The organism is Paenibacillus allorhizosphaerae (genome assembly GCF_042659105.1).
GTDB lineage: Bacteria > Bacillota > Bacilli > Paenibacillales > NBRC-103111 > Paenibacillus_G > Paenibacillus_G allorhizosphaerae.
In genome coordinates this window covers 158,151-174,447 of sequence record NZ_JBHSRV010000003.1, presented here as the reverse complement: position 1 = coordinate 174,447, position 16,297 = coordinate 158,151, and the positions used below count along the sequence as shown (strand labels likewise).

At 48.8% G+C, this 16,297-nt stretch carries 19 protein-coding genes; 16 read left to right on the top strand and 3 right to left on the bottom strand.

Going from position 1 to position 16,297, the window contains the following annotated elements:
• The first annotated feature begins 8 nt into the window (after positions 1-8).
• Positions 9-530, top strand: coding sequence for a hemerythrin domain-containing protein (locus tag ACFQI7_RS14085; protein ID WP_218097557.1), 522 nt, complete (start codon positions 9-11; stop codon positions 528-530).
• 115 nt (positions 531-645) lie between these two features.
• Here the strand turns inward: ACFQI7_RS14085 and ACFQI7_RS14080 are convergent, their stop codons facing one another.
• Positions 646-1,074: a GAF domain-containing protein gene (locus tag ACFQI7_RS14080; RefSeq protein ID WP_218097556.1), complete on the bottom strand. Its 429-nt coding sequence runs from the start codon at positions 1,072-1,074 to the stop codon at positions 646-648.
• A 301-nt stretch (positions 1,075-1,375) separates the two neighbouring features.
• On the opposite strand from ACFQI7_RS14080, the gene ACFQI7_RS14075 reads away from it, so the two are divergent.
• The 10 genes from ACFQI7_RS14075 to ACFQI7_RS14030 all read left to right on the top strand — a co-directional run bounded on the left by ACFQI7_RS14075 (position 1,376) and on the right by ACFQI7_RS14030 (position 8,459).
• Complete coding sequence (locus ACFQI7_RS14075) at positions 1,376-2,080, top strand: Crp/Fnr family transcriptional regulator (protein ID WP_218097555.1); 705 nt, start codon at positions 1,376-1,378, stop codon at positions 2,078-2,080.
• 123 nt (positions 2,081-2,203) lie between these two features.
• The gene (locus ACFQI7_RS14070) at positions 2,204-2,728 is read left to right on the top strand and encodes a hemerythrin domain-containing protein (protein WP_218097554.1); all 525 of its coding nucleotides are present in this window, start codon (positions 2,204-2,206) and stop codon (positions 2,726-2,728) included.
• A gap of 38 nt (positions 2,729-2,766) precedes the next feature.
• The gene (locus ACFQI7_RS14065) at positions 2,767-3,243 is read left to right on the top strand and encodes a molybdopterin-binding protein (RefSeq protein ID WP_230414660.1); all 477 of its coding nucleotides are present in this window, start codon (positions 2,767-2,769) and stop codon (positions 3,241-3,243) included.
• Between the two features lie 3 nt (positions 3,244-3,246).
• Positions 3,247-3,447, top strand: coding sequence for an FAD-dependent oxidoreductase (locus ACFQI7_RS14060; RefSeq protein WP_218097552.1), 201 nt, complete (start codon positions 3,247-3,249; stop codon positions 3,445-3,447).
• A 467-nt stretch (positions 3,448-3,914) separates the two neighbouring features.
• On the top strand, positions 3,915-5,210 hold the full coding sequence (gene hcp, locus ACFQI7_RS14055) for a hydroxylamine reductase (protein ID WP_218097551.1): 1,296 nt from the start codon (positions 3,915-3,917) through the stop codon (positions 5,208-5,210).
• 47 nt (positions 5,211-5,257) lie between these two features.
• Positions 5,258-5,776, top strand: coding sequence for a hemerythrin domain-containing protein (locus ACFQI7_RS14050; protein ID WP_218097550.1), 519 nt, complete (start codon positions 5,258-5,260; stop codon positions 5,774-5,776).
• A gap of 587 nt (positions 5,777-6,363) precedes the next feature.
• The gene (locus ACFQI7_RS14045; RefSeq protein ID WP_230414659.1) at positions 6,364-7,725 is read left to right on the top strand and encodes an FAD-dependent oxidoreductase; all 1,362 of its coding nucleotides are present in this window, start codon (positions 6,364-6,366) and stop codon (positions 7,723-7,725) included.
• 61 nt (positions 7,726-7,786) lie between these two features.
• Positions 7,787-8,089 (top strand): hypothetical protein, encoded by a 303-nt coding sequence (locus ACFQI7_RS14040; protein ID WP_218097979.1) that lies wholly within the window; start codon positions 7,787-7,789, stop codon positions 8,087-8,089.
• Positions 8,056-8,154 carry a Gfo/Idh/MocA family oxidoreductase gene (locus ACFQI7_RS14035; RefSeq protein WP_377517127.1) on the top strand — a complete coding sequence of 33 codons (99 nt, stop codon included), beginning with the start codon at positions 8,056-8,058 and terminating at the stop codon, positions 8,152-8,154. The genes ACFQI7_RS14040 and ACFQI7_RS14035 overlap by 34 nt, the downstream gene beginning before the upstream one ends.
• A 29-nt stretch (positions 8,155-8,183) precedes the next feature.
• On the top strand, positions 8,184-8,459 hold the full coding sequence (locus tag ACFQI7_RS14030; protein ID WP_230414658.1) for a Gfo/Idh/MocA family protein: 276 nt from the start codon (positions 8,184-8,186) through the stop codon (positions 8,457-8,459).
• Positions 8,460-9,019: 560 nt separating this feature from the next.
• Here the strand turns inward: ACFQI7_RS14030 and ACFQI7_RS14025 are convergent.
• Positions 9,020-9,835 (bottom strand): AraC family transcriptional regulator, encoded by an 816-nt coding sequence (locus ACFQI7_RS14025; protein WP_218097549.1) that lies wholly within the window; start codon positions 9,833-9,835, stop codon positions 9,020-9,022.
• A gap of 184 nt (positions 9,836-10,019) precedes the next feature.
• Here ACFQI7_RS14025 and ACFQI7_RS14020 point away from each other — a divergent pair, with 184 nt between their 5' ends.
• Together ACFQI7_RS14020 and ACFQI7_RS14015 are read left to right on the top strand one after the other, a co-directional pair.
• Entirely contained in the window at positions 10,020-11,342 is a 1,323-nt protein-coding gene (locus ACFQI7_RS14020; RefSeq protein WP_218097548.1) for an ABC transporter substrate-binding protein, read from the top strand.
• Positions 11,343-12,665: an FAD-dependent oxidoreductase gene (locus tag ACFQI7_RS14015; protein WP_218097547.1), complete on the top strand. Its 1,323-nt coding sequence runs from the start codon at positions 11,343-11,345 to the stop codon at positions 12,663-12,665.
• 229 nt (positions 12,666-12,894) lie between these two features.
• Here the strand turns inward: ACFQI7_RS14015 and ACFQI7_RS14010 are convergent, their stop codons facing one another.
• The gene (locus tag ACFQI7_RS14010; protein WP_230414657.1) at positions 12,895-13,671 is read right to left on the bottom strand and encodes a DeoR/GlpR family DNA-binding transcription regulator; all 777 of its coding nucleotides are present in this window, start codon (positions 13,669-13,671) and stop codon (positions 12,895-12,897) included.
• Positions 13,672-13,947: 276 nt separating this feature from the next.
• Between ACFQI7_RS14010 and ACFQI7_RS14005 the strand changes: the two genes are divergently transcribed.
• From ACFQI7_RS14005 to ACFQI7_RS13995, 3 genes are read left to right on the top strand one after another with little or no spacing between them, the layout of a single operon-like run.
• Positions 13,948-14,718 (top strand): Cof-type HAD-IIB family hydrolase, encoded by a 771-nt coding sequence (locus ACFQI7_RS14005; protein WP_329958205.1) that lies wholly within the window; start codon positions 13,948-13,950, stop codon positions 14,716-14,718.
• A 41-nt stretch (positions 14,719-14,759) separates the two neighbouring features.
• The gene (locus ACFQI7_RS14000) at positions 14,760-15,485 is read left to right on the top strand and encodes a glycerophosphodiester phosphodiesterase (protein ID WP_218097546.1); all 726 of its coding nucleotides are present in this window, start codon (positions 14,760-14,762) and stop codon (positions 15,483-15,485) included.
• A gap of 19 nt (positions 15,486-15,504) precedes the next feature.
• Positions 15,505-16,284 carry a glucose 1-dehydrogenase gene (locus ACFQI7_RS13995; RefSeq protein WP_218097545.1) on the top strand — a complete coding sequence of 260 codons (780 nt, stop codon included), beginning with the start codon at positions 15,505-15,507 and terminating at the stop codon, positions 16,282-16,284.
• Positions 16,285-16,297: the final 13 nt, after the last annotated feature.

Below are 16,297 nucleotides of genomic sequence, written 5' to 3'. Positions count from 1 at the left end.
GTATGTGTATGACGGAACGGCTTTCTTATTCATTCGGTTCGGGCGCCACGCACGTTACGGCTGATCCCGCTTGCGCTTTCGCTCGTTTGCGCAATGAACATAATCACTTGTATGACGTTATAGATTGCCTGGAAACAATGGCCAGCCAGCTCAAAAATGTAGCGGAGCGTAATGTGCGTCGTGAGCGGCTGAAGGAACTGAGGGACACAACGCTAGCTTTACTGGCGGAGTTGGACGAACATTCAGACTGGGAAGATACGCAGCTGTTCCCGTTCTTGACGGAATATTCTCAGTTACCGATCCGGCCGGTCGTGACGACTTCGCTATGGATGCTGGAAAAGGAACAAGAGCTGGCTGCGATGTATTTCCATCTCTTCCTGGAGGAGACCGAGCAAATCTTCAGGAATCCGGATCCGTCCGGCATCGGGCGCTGTACCGAGCAACTGCTGCAGGCATGCCGTTTGGTTAAAAGCCATTTGCAAATGGAAGAAGAAACGATTTATCCCTTAATGGCCGAGCTGCCGGAGTAAGCTGAAAGTTGGAAGACAAAAAACCTACTATCCGCAGATAACCTCCGCATAGTAGGTTTTTTGTCTGGTCCCGGATGGCGACGCGGGCTTCCGAAACGTCGGCGTAATTGCCTATTCAGGAAGATATCAGGATTTCGGATAAATAAGGCAGCTGTTCTTGCAGGCAGATCAACTCCCGATTCGTGTATGCCTCTGAAGTGCGTCTTGCTATGAACAGCAGACCGGTTACCTCGTTTAAAGGCATAACCGCGGCTGTTTTAAGTTTTTCGGCCGTCAGCAGCGGGCATTCGTACATCACCCTGCCACTGTGATCCGTTTGTTCGTTCCATAACACGGGTTTGCCCGTTCTAAGGGATAAGCCGTCGGGTCCGGCCCCTGGCTTCACAGCCATTCTCTTGTAGCGTTCGCTCCGGTTGCCGTAAGCATATAGCCACCGAAATCGCTGCTCGTTCGGCAATGCCAACGATAACGCGGCGAAATGGCTTGAAGTTTTATGACACAGGCGCTCCAGCTCGTTTGTTATTTTTTGCGTGATCAGGGGCATCTCTTGGGCCACCTCCGTTCCACCGTGAAGCGAGATCACCATTCGTGCTCACATCAATTATTGTAGTTCTTTTTGGATCGTTTGTAAGTCAGGGAATTCCCTTAAAAGTACATCAGGAAAACTTCCCTCATTTTTGCCGATTTCCCGATAGAAGTGCCAATCTATATGGGGATTTCCTGTGCTGAACCTCACAACAAAATAAGGACTTTTCTCTTGAAAGATCAGTGGAACTCCCGATAAAAAAAAGATTCGAACAGCGCTATGATTAGATTAACAAGAAATTGAAAGGGGTTCGTGTGCAATGCCCGAAATCCAGCGAAGAGGAATTGACCAGGTGTTATCAGTTGAAAGCCTTGATAAACTGAAAAGCATTATGTATACAAAAAGGGTAGAAAAGGGAGCCTATCTTTTCTGGGAAGGGGATGCCGCCGACAAATTATACTTTGTTATCAGCGGTCGCGTAAGGACTACGAAAACCTCGGACAGTGGGAGAAGCTTTACGATGTATCTTCATCAACAAGGTGACTTGTTCGGGCAGTTGGATCCATTTCAGGATTCGGTTCACAGTTTCAGCGCGGAAGTGACGGAGAGCGGCAGCATCGGAATCATCCAGCGTAAGGATGCAGAAGTGCTGTTATGGCAGCACGGGGATTTGGCTATCGAGTTTATGAAGTGGATGGGCCTGATGCATCGTTTGACGCAGACCAAGTTCCGGGACTTGCTCATGTTCGGGAAACCTGGCGCGATATGTTCCCTTCTCATCCGGCTCAGCAATACCTATGGCGTAACGACCGAGCACGGTATTTACATTGATTTGAAAATAAACAACAGTGAAATGGCGGATATGATCGGGGCTACCAGAGAAAGCGTCAACCGGATGCTGAGCGACTTGAAGAAGGAAGAAGTGATTGAATACCAGGACGGACACGTCGTTATAAAAAAACTTGAATTTCTTCGAAATATATGTCAATGCGAACATTGTCCAAAGGAAATTTGCAGAATGTAATCGGACTTTCGGCTCCGCCATTAAAGATGTGAGAGGGAAATCTAGTTGAAAATAACCATGCGTGGAGCAAAGGCTACAATAAAGACAGATAGCAACGATCCATGCCTTTGGGGAGGGAATCCAATGGTAACATTACCGGTAACGGAGCCTGCTCATCCGACGGAATTGTATCATGCACTGGTCCGTTTGAAGGAAGAACACGAGGCCTTGAAGCAGGCGATCTTTCAGCTGGAGGAGCAGGCAAAGACCGTGATTCGTTCCTGCGATGCGGAGATGCGGGTCCGGACGCTTCGAAGTTTGGTGCAGGAAACGTTTCTGTTGAACACGAAGCTTGAGGAACATTCCATCTGGGAGGAACAAATATTATATCCGTTTTTAAACGATTACTTTCATAAGAGCGCAGGTCCGTCCATCATTCCGTCATTTTGGGTGCTCGAAAAGGACCACGAATTGGCAAAAGCGTATTTGGATGCCTTTACGGATTTGGCGGAAGCTTTGGTTTCCTCGGATGACGACAAGATCGTCGGTACGGCGGAGCATTTGACTCAAGCATGTCATATTCTGAAAGGCCATCTTCATATGGAAGAAGAGCTGGTCTACCCATTGACAGAACAAATATTGACGGATATGGATTATTTCTTTTCCTAGGGAGCGGTGAGCTGATCGCGACACAAAATCATATCCAAATGAGCATGCGTTTAGATTACGATATTATGGCCGATTTTTTCGCGAGATGGGAAGGAACGACGCTTTTCAACAAAGTCGCGATGCGGCCAGGCAGTCCGACGAGTGCGGGCCTATGGCAAAATAAGCTGCTGTTCGGACTATCCGGGAACCCTTCGGCTTGTTACGTCGGATTCGAGCTGTTCGTCCGTCCCGTCTTGTCAAGTATGCAAGCGAGTGCTGAAGTAACGGCCCAAGAGCATACCGCTTTTCTCGCTGAAGATTATTTGAAGGTGAACGCCTACGCACGATATGTCAGGGGCGTTTGGTTTAGCGAAAAAGGCATGATCTATGTCAGACCGGTTGGAACTGATAAGTCGAGCGCCGTCGTGACGATAAAGGATGCCAACTGCCTTATCGTGGTACCGCCGACGAAAACGGGAATCCGGGCTGGAGATATCGTCAAGTTCCTTCCCTTGGAAGGAGCGATGGTTCATTAAAAAATGGGCAATCCGCATATTTCGCGGAAGGGACGAATATACGATGGGGGCATACGGAAGAAGATCGTTATCGTAGGTGGCGGCATCTCCGGGCTCAGCACCGCTTTCTATATGAGAAAGCTGGTAGAGAAGCTGCAAATTCCAGCTGACATTACTCTTGTGGAAAAAAACGGACAATTGGGAGGTAAAGTCACAAAACGATAAAAATGATTCGAATTTTTCTTACCAAACAAAAGGTGCAATATCCGAAATTTTCAATTATAGGTAGCTTACCAATGCCACTTTGTTGTCCGGTTCGTAATTTAAGAGTGAAATTATTTAGACAGATATAAGTCTAGTTAGAGATTTAACGGAACAATTTCCAACAGCACAAATGATTGGAGACAAAGGATATGTCGGGCAAGAATTAAAAACTGAATTAAGTAAAAAGAATACTCAGTTCTCTACACCATAGATATGATATTCATTACCGCGGGTACTGCATTCTTCCCGCGGTTTTTTCCGCGGTGTAAGCACGTGCATTAACTGGGCAGCCGTAAACCTTGGATTCCCTACGATGATGATCAAACCAAGGTTTACTTTGTGATATGTGTCACATCCAGCCGATCGCGATTCTGTTAGTCTATGTACGAAAGGAACACAGAACGATAAATTGCGGAGGGATGAACTCTATGTTTTGCTATCAATGTGAACAAACCGCCAAAGGCGGCTGTAAAGTGATCGGTGTCTGTGGGAAGGATGAGAACATTGCGAGCTTGCAGGATACGATGATTTTCGCATTGAAAGGAATCGCCGCATACGCAACGCATGCAAGACAACTCGGTTACAGCGACCCTGAGGTTGACCGGATTACACACGAAGCGTTATACATGACGCTCACGAATTCCAATTTCAATGTGCAAGAGCATATCGATATGGCGATGAAAGTGGGCAATGCCGCCGTACGCATCATGGATGTGCTGGATCAGGCCCACACGACGCATTTCGGGATTCCGCAGCCTGTAAAGGTATCACAAAATAAAATCGAAGGGCACGCAATTGTCGTTACCGGCCACAATCTGTATGCGCTTGAGGAGCTGCTGAAGCAAACAGAAGGAAAAGGCATAAATATCTACACGCACTCTGAGATGCTTCCGGCGCATGGATATCCGAAGCTGAAGAAGTATTCTCATCTGAAAGGGAATATCGGTAAAGCATGGTTCGACCAGCGCCGCCTGTTTGAACAATTCCCGGGTGCGATCCTGGCGACAACCAACTGCGTCATGCCGATTAAAGGAACCTATGCGGATCGGTTCTTCTCGTATGACATCGCCGGTCTTGAAGGCGTCACCAAGATCGTAGAAAATGATTTTACGCCGCTTATCGAAAAAGCGTTAATGCTTCCAACCGCAAGCGTTGAATCCGAGCAGGTGCTCACGACAGGCTACCACCATGAAACTGTTATCGGGCTCGCCCCGGAAATTATCGATGCTGTTAAAGCAGGCAAAATCAGACGATTCTTTGTCATTGCAGGCTGTGATGCCCCGGGAAGCGGCGGCGAGTATTACCGTGAGCTTGCCACCTCACTGCCAAACGATACGGTTATTTTGACGACTTCCTGCGGAAAATTCCGCTTTAATGATATCGACTACGGAACCGTGCAAGGAACGGACATCCCGCGGTACATTGATCTGGGGCAATGCAATAATTCCGGCTCAACGGTTAAAATCGCCTTGGCGCTGGCGAATGCATTCGGTTGCAGCATCAACGACTTGCCGGTCAGCATCGTGCTCTCCTGGTTTGAGCAAAAGGCCGTCGCTATTCTGCTCGGATTGTTCAGCTTAGGAATTAAAGATATCCGTATTGGCCCCAAGCCGCCAGAATTCATTACTCCCGGAGTCATGAATGTTTTGGTCAATACGTTTGGCTTGAAATTAATCGGCAACGCTCAAGAGGATATGGAAGAGATGCTATCGTTGTCTCATTAATACGGTTCACAAGAAACAAGCAGGCATTTCTTGAGGAGGGATGGATCATGAATCACCCGTTATCGACAGACATGCTGCTCGGTCATACCACAGATACACTGCTCAGGCTGAGTGAATACATTGAGCAGTTACGGAAGGAACATGTAAAGCTGCAGGAGAGCCTGCTCGAGTTGTACGGCATGGCCAAAATGATCGGTTTCAACCAGGATGCCGTCAATTGGACGGGAACGCTGAGAGACCTAGGAAGGAAAACGGTAAACTTCAGGGATGAATTGGCCGCTCATGCGAAATGGGAAGAAGAGAAAATGTTTCCGATCGCGGTATGGTATTTCGGGGAAGAACCGGGGCCGCTTGTTATGATGGAGCAGGAACATGAACTGCCGATGCAATTTTTGGATGCTTACATTGATGCCGTGAAAGATAGCGATGGCCCCATCCGATGTTCGGAGGCGAAGGAAATGGCACTGTATTTGCTGCAGGCCAAAAAGATTTTGGAGGGGCATTTCAAGCTGGAGGAAGAACTGATCACGGCGCTCGCCGATCGTTCGAATGCTTTAGGTTTTTAAATAATTAGTTCCACTGTTGCCCTTATGGCCTTTATTCGGCCCGAGGATTCTCGAGGAAGAATCCGGGGCAGCGTTCTTGTCATCAGTGCAGTCCATGTTGAAAGCGCAGTGCAAACGAATCATTTCGTTTGCACTGCGCTTTTTTTTAGGTATTGTTCGATGATTTGCAGGGGGGAGTCCCAAGCTCACAATTTTCTATTTCGTTTTCTTTTCAGTCACCAAAGTATTATATCCGGTAATGAGATTACTATAGGAAAACGGTACTTCCCGGCTTACAATAATAGCATCGGATCCGAAGTACGAACGACAGAAGGGGAGTGGACAACGGGTGCAAGGAGGGGTTGTCGATCAGACCCTGAGCCGGGAAGCTGCCGCGGGATGCAAAAGCATTAAAAGCACGGGCCATTTTCGCCAATATTGGGATTTATATCTCATTATGGTTCGTTCAGAAATACGCTTTTGATTAGTCTCTATAAGATTGTATGGGGATTCCCCGGCCCGATGAGATTACTATAGGAAAGCAGATCTCATTATATTACACTAAATTTACCGGATTCTTTGAATCCCACTATAGGAGGTATGAAATTGTGGACAAACGAATCATCATGCCGGCCATGCCGATACCGTTGTACGATGAAGTCGACGTGCTTGTTGCGGGTGGAGGACCCGCAGGCGTCGCCGCCGCGTTGGCAGCTGCGCGGTGTGGTGCGTCCGTTTTGCTTATAGAGCAGCGAGGGTATCTTGGAGGGATGGCTACCGTTTCCCAAGTTCCGGCATGGTGCCCTTTCACCGATCATAAGAAGCCGGTCATTCGGGGAATCGGGCTCGAAATATTGAATGAGATGAAATCGCGAATGGAGCCGGAATTTCAACAGCTGTGGAGAGACAAGCTGGATTGGGTGCCGATCGACTCCGAAGTGCTGAAGAAACTGCTCGATGACAAAATGATCGAAGCAAACGTGCGAATGTTGTACCATACGTTCATCAGCAATGTACTGCATCGGGAGGGGAAGGTCGAAGCGGTTATTTTTCATAACAAATCCGGTACGTTTGCCGTCAAAGCAGGCATCTATGTAGATTGCTCGAGCGATGCGGATCTTGCCTATCATGCGGGAGGACAGTTTGCCAAAGGCGGGGAGGAAGGCGAACTTCAGCCGGGGACGATGTGCTTCGTCATGAGCAATCTGAATCGTCCGAAGTACATGGAGTATTGCAAGGAATTCGGTGGAAGTCTGAAGCATGCCATCAACGAAGCGAAAGCCAAAGGGACTTTAAACGTTGTACGCGATTGGGCGGGCATCTCCTGGGTAAACGATCATACAGCTGGCTTCAACTTCGGGCATATTTTCGGAATTGACGGCTCCAGAGCGGAGGATTTAACCCGGGGGGCCATCGAAGGGCGGGCGTTGGTCCATCATATCGTCGAATGGCTGAAGCGTACCATTCCGGGCTTTGAAGACGGATACCTTGTACTGACCGGAGAGCAGATCGGGATCCGGGAAACAAGACGGATTATCGGCGATGTGATCGTTACGGCGGACGATTTCATGGATTGCCGCAGCTTTCCGGATGATATCGCCCGCAATGCGTATTTCATTGATATTCATATGGCCAAGCCGACAAGCGGCATGACAATCGCCCATCTTCCTGCCGGAGAATCCCACGGCATCCCTTATCGTGCGCTGCTCCCGGTCGGCATCGACAACGTTATCGTGGCGGGACGCTCGATTTCAACCGATCGTGCGACGCAAGGCTCGACCCGGGTAATGCCGAACTGCTTCGCAATGGGAGAAGCGGCTGGAACCGCTGCGGCGCTGCTGACAAAGCAAGGCTTGAACAGTACACGCAGCATGAATATCGATGAGCTGCAGAAGCAGTTGGTTCGTCAAGGCGCGTGGCTTGGCAACGAGGTCCATGCGAAATACGGGGGGAAGGATGCCAAAAGATGAGGGATAAGCTGGCGGTTCAGTTGTATACCTGCGCAAAGAATGCGAGCAGGATTTTCCCGGCGTGCTTCGCGAGCTGAGCAGAAGGGGATGGGCCGGTGTACAGTTTGCCGGTTACCACGGACACGAGCCCGGGGAGCTCGCTGAAGTGCTGAAGGAGACGGGACTCAGGACCGCAGGGCTGCATGTCGGGTATGATCAGTTGGCGACAGGTCTGGATGCCATAGTGCAGGATGCCGCCATTCTCGGGACCAGGGATATTATATGTCCTTTTGTCCAGCCTGTCCGGCGGACGGAGCAAGGGTACCGGGAGACCAAACGAACGCGCCGAACTTGTTTCACTCGGAGATTTCCATTGCGTCACTAAAGGCAGGCAAGCACGTGTTTTGCGAAAAGCCGGACGCGGTCAGTCCCGAGAGGCGAAAAAGATAGCGGATGCTGCCAGAGATAGCGGAAAAACGATGATGACCATGAGAAATAACCGCTTTACGCAAGCTGCGCAATATTTGAAAAACTATATCTCGGAAGGGCATATGGGAGAAGTGTATACCGGCCGTTGCGGCTGGATTCGCCGAAGAGGAATTCCGGGGAAAGGCGGATGGTTTACGACGAAAGAGCTATCCGGAGGCGGTCCTCTGATCGATTTGGGTGTGCACATGATTGACCTTTCCGTTTGGCTTATGGGCAATCCAAAACCTGTCGCCGTCTCTGGCCACCTACACCAAGTTCGCCAATAATGAAATCTCTGATTCCGTACACAGTGGGTTCGGTGAAAAGCAAGCAGGCGGTACGTTCGACGTTGAAGACTTGGCAATCGGCTTTATTCGCTTCGAGAACGGTGCAACCTTACAAATCGAGTTCAGTTGGGCTTCAAATATCGGAGAAGAAATGAACTTCGTGGAGCTGAGAGGAACAAAAGCGGGATCCAGCATTAAGAAAGGCGAACTTCGGATATTTTACCGAGATGGCGGGCCAGCTGACCGACATTTCGCCTGTTATGGGCAAAAAACCTGTAGATGCGCATGGAGCATGTCGTTCAGCTGCGTGCAGAACCCGTCCTTACGCCGGAGCACGGGGTGGATATGAATAAAATCCTTAATGCGCTTTATCAATCGGCTGAGTTAGGAAGAGAAGTAAGGCTATAAGAGACGGCGGTTGGTAATAAACAAGGACACGAATGTAAAGAAAAATAGTGCGCAATGAGGGAGTCCGGCACAACGTTTGCCGGATTTTTTGTGCCTACGAATCAGTCAACACAACCGGATTGTAAACTCTCCGGAGAATGTACCCGAACATGTTACAACCGATGTTCTTTGCGGTACTGCATAGGGGTCATCTGAAAGTTGCTCTTAAATACGCGGCTTAAATAGAAGCCGTTCAAATAACCGCAGCATTCCGAGATTTGATCCAGATTCAGATTTGTTTCCGTGAGCAGCCTCTTGGCTTTTTCTAACCGCAGGGAGGTCAAATACTTCATCGGAGAGATCCCGAGCACGCCCTGGAATCTTCGGCACAGCTGCATCCGGCTCAATCCGATCTCTTGTGCGACAGCATGAAGGCTAAACCGCTCGAACGCTTTCGATTGAATCAGCTTGACCGCCTGTTGAATGAGATGGTCAGCAGGCTGTATACGATCATCGTTAAGCAGCAGATTTATTTCCTCGCAATAGAGCAGCCAAAGATGGTGTAGGGTGTGGCTGCGGCTGACCTTGCTCCATCGTTCATTCAGGGGACTGTATCGTTTAAAGGCAGCGTAAATGTCCATCAACCGATCCGTGTCGTGCAGGCTGACCTTGCCTACCGGAATGGAGCCGTGCTGGTCCGGATGAATAATATGGCCCTCATCGTCCATCCAAACCATCCGAAGCACAAATAGGGAGACGGGGGAGATGACGACACGCCGGAATACGACACCGGGAGGACATAATACAAGATCGCCAAAGGAAGCGGTTGCATGGCAGTCCTCGATTTCAAAGTAAAACGAGCCTGCTTCTACGGCAAAAATAAGCCATTCTTTCTGAATGCTTTCGTACTGGAAAAACTGCTCATGGTGCACAAAATACCTGTAATAGGTGAGACGCGGTATATGGCCGCATAGCGGAAAGATTTGCAAGAACGCTCCCTCCAGAAATTTGATTCCTGGCATCCGTACATAGGTGCATGAACAGCTGTTTTCCGTTAAAAAGTATATAGTTCATTTTACAATAGTGCATGGAAAAGTGAAAGGGCTTTCAAATACAATAAGGATGGTAGCGGGCCCGCTGCACCTATCTTCAAAGCCAAAGAGGTGTATTGGAATGGGGAAGCATTCAAGGGGCGTAACGAGCTTATGTATATTGATGTCCTTAGCAGTGACGGCGTGCAGCTCAGGCGGCAGCATAGCGGATCCACCGCCGCTGCAGGGGCAGCAGGTCGGAGAGCCGGTCAAATCGTACGTTAATGAACCGGCTGAGCTTGTTATTTTTGGCCAAGTCGGCAATAGCGAAGAGGTATGGAATGAACGATTCGGCAACGCGCTCAAGCTGAAGTTTCCGAAATACAAATTTACCTATATTACAAAAGACCGTCAAAATACGATTTCTAACCTGATTGCTTCCGGCCAGACCATCGATCTCATTCATGATACGCAAAGCGGTGTTCGCGAGAACATTATCAAAACCGGGCTAGGACAAGACTTAACCGAGCTGATGAAGAAGCACAAGGTCGATATGACCCGTTTCGAGCCCAACGTTTTCCAATCGGTTAGCAACAAGGGGACGCTTTACGGCTATCCGCTGCATGACGGCGGCCTTGTTCTTTACTACAACAAGGACATTTTCGACAAATTCGGTGTGCCGTATCCGAAGGACGGCATGACCTGGGAGCAAGCCATTGAGCTTGGCAAGAGGCTGACACGTTTCGACGAGCGTCAATATATCGGACTTGGCGTAGCGGTGGACTATTTGCTGACGATGAATCCTTACTCGCTGCCGTACGTGAATTCTTCAACGGAAAAAGCGGCAATCAATAACGACGCCTACCGTAAGCTGGTAAGTAAAACCCTCATTGAACCGACACAAGCGAGCGGCTATCGGGAGTATTTGAAGACGCTCAAGCGAACGTTAAACAGTAACGATTTTATGAAAGAAAAAAATATAGCCATGTTCGTAATGAATTTCTATCTACAGCTTCAGCCTGACTTTGAAACACTCAATTGGGATATGGTCAGTCTGCCGGTCTTTAGCGATTTGCCGGGCATCGGCAGCCAGCCTTATCCGAACGGACTGTTCCTGACAAGTACGAGCAAATACAAGGATCAGGGGATGGAAGTATTAAACTATTTGGTTTCCGACGAGTTCCAAACCATTTTGTCCAAGAAAGGTTTTGTTCCCGTTGTCAAGAACGAAGCGGTCCGGAAGGTGTTTGGTCAGGACTCCCCTTTCAAGAATAAAAACATGATTCCGGCGGTCTTCACCAATAAGCCTGCCGCCCCACTCGAGCGTTATAACCATGATCGGTTGGTTTCCACCTCCTTCTCCAAAAATATTGCCAAAGTCATGATGGGTGAAACCGACTTGAACTCAGCATTGCAATTAACGGAGGAAGAAGCGAATAAAGCATTGGAGGCAGAGAATAAGTAAATGAAGAATCTAGAATATTCCCGGCTGCTGAACGCAGTTGGTCTTGGTAATCGGATGAACGAACCGGCAGCCGAACTTGAAGAGTATGACGTTATTGTATTTGGAGGGGGCTCTGCCGGATGTGTGGCTGCGATCCAAGCGGCCAGAACGGGCAAACGAACGGCTCTGGTCGAGAAGAACGGATTGCTGGGCGGTACGACGACGGTGGCCTCGGTCAATTTTCCCGGTTTGTTTCACGCATGGGGAAAGCAAATCATTGGCGGTATCGGCTGGGAAATTATTGAACAGACCGTAGGGCTTGGCGGGGCGAAGCTACCGGATTTCTCCGTCATTCCGACGAAGCATTGGCATCAGCAGGTATGGGTCAATCGCTTCATTTACAGTGCCGTTCTCGACCAGCTGTGCCTTGATGCAGGTGTCCGCCTTCGACTTCACGAAATGCCAGCAGCCATCGTTCCGACCGAAGCGGGAAATTATGTAGCGCTTGCCGGTAAAACGGGCTTGAAATGGTTTAAAGCCGCCAAACTGATCGACGCGACCGGCGACGCCAACATAGCGGGGATGATGGGATATCTTCGCAAGAAAGGAGAGGTTCTGCAACCCGGAACCTTAATTAATGATATTGCGGGCTATGATCTTGCGGATGTGCCCAGGGAACAGCTAGAGCGAATGTATACGGAGGCATTGGAGAAAGGCGAAGTCAGCCGAAGCCGTTCCGGATTGTATCACGAACTTAAGGTTGGGCGAATCAACATGCATGTGCAGGGAATCGACGCTTCGGATTCTGAGATGAAGACGCAAGCGGAGATCAAGGCTAGAGCAATGCTGCTGAACACCATAAAGCTGCTGCGCAAGGTGCCGGGATGCGAGAATTTGGAGGTTCGGTATTTCGCTAATGAATGCGGCATACGCGAAACGTGGCGTATCGAGGGAGAGACTGAGGTTGACGAGCAATCGTACCTCTCCGGCTATGTGTGGCCGGATGCGGTGTGCTACAGCTTTTATCCGATCGACCTGCATCATCACAGCGGATACCACATTGATCAGAAATTTATTCAGCAAGGCGTCGTTCCGACAATGCCGTATCGGTCATTGATCCCGAAGGGCAGCGACGACCTGCTTGTGGCAGGCCGTTGTGCCGCCGGCGACAGAATGGCCAATTCTGCCTTCCGGGTGCAGGCGAGCTGCATGGCCACCGGTCAAGTGGCGGGATTAGCCGCCTCCATCGCCGCAGATCAACGCATATCCGTAAGGGATGTGCCGATAGATCTGCTCAGGGTGCAGCTTCAGCGTTTTGGAGCGATTGTTCCACAGCCCGATTGAGAAATGCGTATCACAAGCAAGGCCGTAATCCGCTATTTTTAATTAAAGAGGAGAAGAGAAAATGTACATTTAAGGAATTGTCTACCGGGGTAATCCATTAGACGTACATTTTCTCTGATTACTACCAATGACATGCCGACGAACGAACGGATCCCGTCCCAAACCCGATTCCGGGTGAGCCCAATCAAGTAGAAACAGTTGTGAGCGAACTACAGGCTGAATACTCTGCTTATTTTGCAACAATCACATTCACTTTATCGTTCAGTAATTTTTCCATTAATGGTTGCTCCAGGCTTTGATCGGTAATAATGGTGTCGATTTGCTTAGCGGAAACGAATGTGTTATTGGAGCTTTTACCCATCTTACTGCTGTCCAGCAATGCGACGACGTTGCGAGAAAATTTGGCCATCAGTTTTTTTAAGTCCACCTCGTATACGTTAAAATCGGTCAGTCCGTCCTCATAAGTAAAGCCGGTTGCGGATGTAAACATGGTGTCTATATCAAATTGGCATAAGATCGAACTTCCAAATTTGCCTTCTATAACAGGAGAACCACTTTGGACAACCCCTCCGATTAAGACGACAGTAAGCAATTTATTATTACTTAATTCCATGGCGGAATAAATTCCGTTCGTGATGACGGTAGCCTGGATGCTCATTCTCGCTAATATTTTCGCAAGCTCGAAGATGGTTGAACTCGAATCCAGAAGAATGCATTGCCCAGGGTAAATCATTTTGACTGCTTCATTCGCAATGGATATCTTCTGATCCGAATTAATCAATTGCCGGGTGGCAAACTTGTATTCGGTTCGTCCGTTTGCTTTCATCATCGCGCCGCCATGCGTGCGCTCAATATGTCCTTCACTTACAAGGAAATCCAAATCCGCGCGTAGTGTCGCCGGAGTAACGTTAAGCAGATGACATAGCTCTCTTACGGTTGCGCGCTGGTGTTCATTTAAATATTCCGATATTTTAGTCCTTCTTTCGTAGGCGAACAGCTTTGACAATCATTTCAACTCCCTGACATTGTTTAGCTTATCAATTGCAATCATAATATCAATGGAGGCAAGAAAAAGTCAATTTCGAATCACTAAAAGAAACTAAAAGATAATAAAACATATTTTAAATGGTAATTATTAGTTGACTACATTCATATTTACATGTAAATTTATGAATGAAAGATAATAAAAGATAATAAAAATTAATTAAATACTTTGAAGGTATGATTAGGAAGCGTTCACGTGTTTACGTTGAGTTTGAAAAACTGCAGAGGAGACTGGGTGATGGGCAAGCTTGTTTTTTTTGATATCGACGATACTCTCCTGAACCATCGCAAGCAAGTACCCGATTCAGCGAAGCAGGCGATTCGGGAATTGCAAGCTCGGGGAGTGGATGTGGCGATCGCCACCGGTCGTGCACCGGTCATGTTCAAGCACTTGATGAAAGAGCTGGACATACAATCCTTTGTCAGCTGCAACGGATCGTACGCCGTGTATCGTGGCGAAGTGGTATACAAAGCCAATATTAACCATGAAGCGCTGCATGCTTTGGAAGCGGTTGCCGCACGTAAAGGCCACCCGATGGCTTTCTCCGATCAAAACGCGCTTTGGGTCAATCAGGAATTTCATCCGTTTGTTGAACAGGCGATTAACGACTTGCGGGTCGAGAAGCCCGAATACAGACCGCAGCTGGACGGCGATAAGGAGATGTATTACGCGCTGGTGTTTTGTGAAGAGCGGGAGGAGAAGTATATCCTCGATTTTCCGCAATTCCGGATCATCCGCTGGCACCCGAAATCTGTCGATCTGCTTCCTGCAGGAGGGTCCAAAGCGAGAGGGATTCAAACGCTGCTGGAAAAAACGGGAATCCGGCGGGAGGATACATTCGCCTTTGGCGACGGCTTGAACGATGTCGAGATGCTGAAGTTTGTCGGCACGGGAATTGCGATGGGAAATGCATGTGAAGAAGCGAAAGAAGCCTCCGATTTCATAACGAAAGCCGTAACGGAGGACGGCATCAAGCACGGTTTGGAAATGGCAGGGCTTTTAAGCTGAACGGTTTGCATAAGATGATCAGAACGCGGAGGAGAAAAACGATGCACATTAAAGGAATCGCCCACCGGGGATACCCGGCCAAATATCCGGAAAATACGTTGTCTTCATTTCAAGCCGCCTGCGACCTTAACTTTACGTATGTAGAGTTTGACGTGCAGCTGAGCAAAGACGGCATTCCAGTTGTGATGCATGATTTTACGGTGAACAGGATGACGGGGAACCAAGGCATGGTGCGGGATTACACATTAGATGAGCTGAAGCGGCTTCGTGTCCGCGAGATTGAAACGATTCCGACGCTGGAAGAAACGTTGCGACTGCTCAGAGGAAAAAATTTGGCCATTATGGTCGAGCTGAAGCAGCAGGGATATCTTTATCCGGGCTTGGAGGAAAAGACGCTCGAGTTGCTCCGACAAACGGATACTTTGGATCAATCGATCATCATCGGCTTCGATCATTTTTCCATCGCCAAAATCAGACGGCTTAACAAAGATATCCGGCTTGGTTTAACAAGTTCCTGCAGCATGCCTTATGTGTTTCCGTTTATGAAAGAAAACAATTGCGACTTTCTCGGTGTGCCGATGCGCATGATGACCGCAGAGTATGCGGACATGATTCTATCGAACGGTATCTTACTTAATCCATGGCCGGTGGATACGCTCGCCGATATGGAATTGGTAGCGGCCGAATATCCGTCTTCCCTGGTTACGACCAATGAACTGGAAAGATGGGCCGAATTCTACAAGAGCCATCCCGAGTTGCATGTATAGAACTAAGGAGTGAATGCGTATGAGCATCAAGGATAAAATGAGCTTGCAGCAATATACGTCCATTGTAACAGGCGGAGCCACTGGCCTTGGAAAATCGATGGCGTCCGCTTTGGCCGAGATGGGTTCCAACATCGTCATTGCCGACATTAACCGCAGTCATGCGGAAGCTACGGCGGAAGAGCTTCGCTCTCAATATGGGGTGCGGGTTTATGCGCTGGAAGCGAATGTATGCAGTCCCGAAGACGTACGCCGGGTACGGGAAGAGACGGTCCGGGAGTTCGGGCGTATCGATGTGCTCATTAATAATGCGGGTATCGTCAGAAATGCCAAAGCCGAAGACGTGCTCTACCAGGACTGGCTGGATGTCATGGATGTAAACTTGAACGGCGTCTTTCTGATGTCCCAAACGATCGGGCAGGAAATGATCCGGCAGCGGAAAGGATCGATTATTAATATTTCGTCCATGTCCGGCATCATCGTCAATACACCGCAATGTCAAATCGCCTATAACGTATCCAAAGCCGGCGTCATCTCGCTGACGAAAACATTAGCCGCTGAGTGGGCCCCCTACGGGATCAGAGTGAATACGATTGCACCGGGATATATGAAAACGGAGCTGACGGAAAAATTTTTCCGCGAAGGCGGACAATTGATCGATCGTTGGATGAGCATGACCCCGATGGGACGTCCCGGAGTGCCGGATGAGCTTCAAGGAATCGCCGTTTATTTGGCTTCGGAGGCATCCTCGTATACAACTGGCGGTGTGTTCACGGTAGACGGAGGATATACCGTCTGGTAAAGTGTCAGACTTG

Excerpts from the sequence above, each read along its gene's own strand:
- ACFQI7_RS14085 (WP_218097557.1), top strand. The coding sequence starts at position 9 with ATGACGGAACGGCTTTCTTATTCATTCGGTTCGGGCGCCACGCACGTT.
- ACFQI7_RS14080 (WP_218097556.1), bottom strand. The coding sequence starts at position 1,074 with ATGCCCCTGATCACGCAAAAAATAACAAACGAGCTGGAGCGCCTGTGT.
- ACFQI7_RS14075 (WP_218097555.1), top strand. The coding sequence starts at position 1,376 with ATGCCCGAAATCCAGCGAAGAGGAATTGACCAGGTGTTATCAGTTGAA.
- ACFQI7_RS14070 (WP_218097554.1), top strand. The coding sequence starts at position 2,204 with ATGGTAACATTACCGGTAACGGAGCCTGCTCATCCGACGGAATTGTAT.
- ACFQI7_RS14065 (WP_230414660.1), top strand. The coding sequence starts at position 2,767 with ATGAGCATGCGTTTAGATTACGATATTATGGCCGATTTTTTCGCGAGA.
- ACFQI7_RS14060 (WP_218097552.1), top strand. The coding sequence starts at position 3,247 with ATGGGCAATCCGCATATTTCGCGGAAGGGACGAATATACGATGGGGGC.
- hcp (WP_218097551.1), top strand. The coding sequence starts at position 3,915 with ATGTTTTGCTATCAATGTGAACAAACCGCCAAAGGCGGCTGTAAAGTG.
- ACFQI7_RS14050 (WP_218097550.1), top strand. The coding sequence starts at position 5,258 with ATGAATCACCCGTTATCGACAGACATGCTGCTCGGTCATACCACAGAT.
- ACFQI7_RS14030 (WP_230414658.1), top strand. The coding sequence starts at position 8,184 with ATGATGACCATGAGAAATAACCGCTTTACGCAAGCTGCGCAATATTTG.
- ACFQI7_RS14020 (WP_218097548.1), top strand. The coding sequence starts at position 10,020 with ATGGGGAAGCATTCAAGGGGCGTAACGAGCTTATGTATATTGATGTCC.
- ACFQI7_RS14015 (WP_218097547.1), top strand. The coding sequence starts at position 11,343 with ATGAAGAATCTAGAATATTCCCGGCTGCTGAACGCAGTTGGTCTTGGT.
- ACFQI7_RS14005 (WP_329958205.1), top strand. The coding sequence starts at position 13,948 with ATGGGCAAGCTTGTTTTTTTTGATATCGACGATACTCTCCTGAACCAT.
- ACFQI7_RS14000 (WP_218097546.1), top strand. The coding sequence starts at position 14,760 with ATGCACATTAAAGGAATCGCCCACCGGGGATACCCGGCCAAATATCCG.
- ACFQI7_RS13995 (WP_218097545.1), top strand. The coding sequence starts at position 15,505 with ATGAGCATCAAGGATAAAATGAGCTTGCAGCAATATACGTCCATTGTA.